Origin of the sequence: Modestobacter caceresii (assembly GCF_000761485.1) — a bacterium.
GTDB classification, from domain to species: domain Bacteria; phylum Actinomycetota; class Actinomycetes; order Mycobacteriales; family Geodermatophilaceae; genus Modestobacter; species Modestobacter caceresii.
Window position 1 is genome coordinate 1 of sequence record NZ_JPMX01000117.1, and the last position, 793, is coordinate 793.

Sequence of the window (793 nt, forward strand, 5' to 3'; positions counted from 1 at the left end):
CAACGGAGACAGTCATGGCTGAACTGGCCGCGGTGATCGCGTCCACCCATCACCCCTTCTACTACCGGGCCAGCACCGCCACCGGCGCGGACCGGCCGCCGTTCGCCGACGAGTGGGTGGCGAAGATCGAGGCGTTCCGCGAGACGCTCACCCGCGCGGAGCCCGACGTCCTGGTGATGGTCGGCAGCGACCACTTCCACCAGCTGTGGCTGGACAACATGCCGCAGTTCCTGGTGGGCAAGGCGCCGTTCTTCGACGCCAACTTCCACAACGAGGAGCGCGAGTTCGGGCTGCCGAAGATGACGCTGCGCGGCGAGGAGGACCTGGCGGCGCACCTGCTGCGGGACGGGCTGGACCGGGACTTCGACCTGGCCTTCAGCAACGAGCTGCGGATCGACCACAGCATCACCTGCCCGATCATCACGCTGCGCCCGCAGGCCGACCTGCCGATCGTGCCGATCTACACCAACATCTTCGCCCCGCCGCTGCCGCAGCCGAAGCGCTTCGTCCAGCTGGGCCGGGCGATCCGGGAGATGGTCGAGTCCTGGGAGAGCGACAAGCGGGTGGCGGTGATCGGCACCGGGCACCTGTCCCTGGAGCTGGGCGGGCCGCGCCAGTTCGGCGAGCACGGGCCGGACCCGGAGTTCGACCGCAAGGCCGTCGAGTGGATCGCCAGCGGGGACATCGAGGGCTGCCTGGCCGAGGTCTCCCTGGAGTCCCTGCACCACCCGGGCAACGCCACCCACGGGTTCATGGACTTCATGCTGATGATGGGCGTGGCCGGCGAGGGCGC

The 793-nt window shown here is 69.5% G+C and carries 1 protein-coding gene; it reads left to right on the forward strand.

The genetic code is table 11. The annotated features are described in order from the left end of the window. Positions 1–14: 14 nt before the first annotated feature. On the forward strand, positions 15–793 hold a 779-nt coding region (locus IN07_RS20685; protein WP_036339940.1), incomplete at its 3' end, for a DODA-type extradiol aromatic ring-opening family dioxygenase.